Origin of the sequence: Bacillus yunxiaonensis (genome assembly GCF_037104695.1) — a bacterium.
Classification (GTDB): Bacteria; Bacillota; Bacilli; order Bacillales; family Bacillaceae_G; genus Bacillus_A; species Bacillus_A yunxiaonensis.
In genome coordinates, this window is the sequence record NZ_JBAWSV010000023.1 from 1 (window position 1) to 2967 (window position 2967).

Genomic DNA, 2967 nt, shown 5'->3' on the forward strand with positions numbered 1-2967 from the left:
TATATTCCTTCAAAACTAGATAACATTTGCTTCATATTATATGGTTAAGTCCTCGATCTATTAGTATTCGTCAGCTCCACATGTCACCATGCTTCCACCTCGAACCTATCAACCTGATCATCTTTCAGGGATCTTACTAGCTTAACGCTATGGGAAATCTCATCTTGAGGGGGGCTTCATGCTTAGATGCTTTCAGCACTTATCCCTTCCGCACATAGCTACCCAGCTATGCCCTTGGCAGAACAACTGGTACACCAGCGGTGCGTCCATCCCGGTCCTCTCGTACTAAGGACAGCTCCTCTCAAATTTCCTACGCCCACGACGGATAGGGACCGAACTGTCTCACGACGTTCTGAACCCAGCTCGCGTACCGCTTTAATGGGCGAACAGCCCAACCCTTGGGACCGACTACAGCCCCAGGATGCGATGAGCCGACATCGAGGTGCCAAACCTCCCCGTCGATGTGGACTCTTGGGGGAGATAAGCCTGTTATCCCCGGGGTAGCTTTTATCCGTTGAGCGATGGCCCTTCCATGCGGAACCACCGGATCACTAAGCCCGACTTTCGTCCCTGCTCGACTTGTAGGTCTCGCAGTCAAGCTCCCTTATGCCTTTGCACTCTACGAATGATTTCCAACCATTCTGAGGGAACCTTTGGGCGCCTCCGTTACTTTTTAGGAGGCGACCGCCCCAGTCAAACTGCCCACCTGACACTGTCTCCCGGGTCGATAAGACCCGTAGGTTAGAATTTCAATACAGCCAGGGCGGTATCCCACCAGCGCCTCCACCGAAGCTAGCGCTCCGGCTTCAAAGGCTCCCGCCTATCCTGTACAAGCTGTACCAAAATTCAATATCAGGCTACAGTAAAGCTCCACGGGGTCTTTCCGTCCTGTCGCGGGTAACCTGCATCTTCACAGGTACTATAATTTCACCGAGTCTCTGGTTGAGACAGTGCCCAAATCGTTACACCTTTCGTGCGGGTCGGAACTTACCCGACAAGGAATTTCGCTACCTTAGGACCGTTATAGTTACGGCCGCCGTTTACTGGGGCTTCAGTTCAGAGCTTCGCTTGCGCTAACCCCTCTCCTTAACCTTCCAGCACCGGGCAGGTGTCAGCCCCTATACTTCGCCTTACGGCTTCGCAGAGACCTGTGTTTTTGCTAAACAGTCGCTTGGGCCTATTCACTGCGGCTTTCCGTTAAGAAAGCACCCCTTCTCCCGAAGTTACGGGGTCATTTTGCCGAGTTCCTTAACCAGAGTTCTCTCGCACACCTTAGGATTCTCTCCTCGCCTACCTGTGTCGGTTTGCGGTACAGGCACCTTTTATCTCGCTAGAAGCTTTTCTTGGCAGCGGGGAATCAAAGACTTCGCTCCATAAGGAGCTTCCCCATCACAGCTCAGCCTTCGCGGTAAGCGGATTTGCCTACTTACCAGCCTAACTGCTTGGACGTGCACAACCAATCGCACGCTTCTTCTATCCTTCTGCGTCCCTCCATTGCTCAAACGATAAAGAGGTGGTACAGGAATATCAACCTGTTGTCCATCGCCTACGCCTGTCGGCCTCGGCTTAGGTCCTGACTAACCCTGAGCGGACGAGCCTTCCTCAGGAAACCTTAGGCATTCGGTGGACGGGATTCTCACCCGTCTTTCGCTACTCATACCGGCATTCTCACTTCTAAGCGCTCCACCAGTCCTTACGATCTGACTTCACAGCACTTAGAACGCTCCCCTACCACTGATACCATAGGTATCAATCCGCAGCTTCGGTGGTGTATTTAGCCCCGGTACATTTTCGGCGCAGAGTCACTCGACTAGTGAGCTATTACGCACTCTTTAAATGGTGGCTGCTTCTAAGCCAACATCCTAGTTGTCTAAGCAACTCCACATCCTTTTCCACTTAATACACACTTTGGGACCTTAGCTGGCGGTCTGGGCTGTTTCCCTTTTGACTACGGATCTTATCACTCGCAGTCTGACTCCTAAGTATAAGTCGTTGGCATTCGGAGTTTGACTGAATTCGGTAATCCGATGGGGACCCCTAGTCCAATCAGTGCTCTACCTCCAAGACTCTCAAACTTAAGGCTAGCCCTAAAGCTATTTCGGGGAGAACCAGCTATCTCCAGGTTCGATTGGAATTTCTCCGCTACCCACACCTCATCCCCGCACTTTTCAACGTGCGTGGGTTCGGGCCTCCATTCAGTGTTACCTGAACTTCACCCTGGACATGGGTAGATCACCTGGTTTCGGGTCTACGACCACGTACTAAACGCCCTATTCAGACTCGCTTTCGCTACGGCTCCGCCTCTTCAGCTTAACCTCGCACGGGATCGTAACTCGCCGGTTCATTCTACAAAAGGCACGCCATCACCCGTTAACGGGCTCTGACTATTTGTAGGCACACGGTTTCAGGATCTCTTTCACTCCCCTTCCGGGGTGCTTTTCACCTTTCCCTCACGGTACTGGTTCACTATCGATCACTAGGTAGTATTTAGCCTTGGGAGATGGTCCTCCCAGATTCCGACGGAATTTCACGTGTTCCGCCGTACTCAGGATACATTCAAGAGGGAACGAAGTTTCAACTACAGGGTTGTTACCTTCTATGACGAGCCTTTCCAGGCTGCTTCGTCTACCTCGTTCCTTTGTAACTCCGTATAGAATGTCCTACAACCCCAAGAGGCAAGCCTCTTGGTTTGGGCTAGATTCCGTTTCGCTCGCCGCTACTCAGGAAATCGCATTTGCTTTCTCTTCCTCCAGGTACTTAGATGTTTCAGTTCCCTGGGTCTGTCTTCTTTACCCTATGTATTCAGATAAAGATACCATACCATTACGTATGGTGGGTTTCCCCATTCGGAAATCTCCGGATCAAAGCTTACTTACAGCTCCCCGAAGCATATCGGTGTTAGTCCCGTCCTTCATCGACTCCTAGTGTCAAGGCATCCACCGTGCGCCCTTTCTAACTTAACCAAAA

The 2967-nt window shown here is 51.4% G+C and carries 1 rRNA gene; it reads right to left on the bottom strand.

What is annotated here, in order from left to right:
* Positions 1 to 40: 40 nt before the first annotated feature.
* Positions 41 to 2963, bottom strand: a 23S ribosomal RNA gene (locus WAX78_RS25065).
* Positions 2964 to 2967 lie beyond the last annotated feature (4 nt).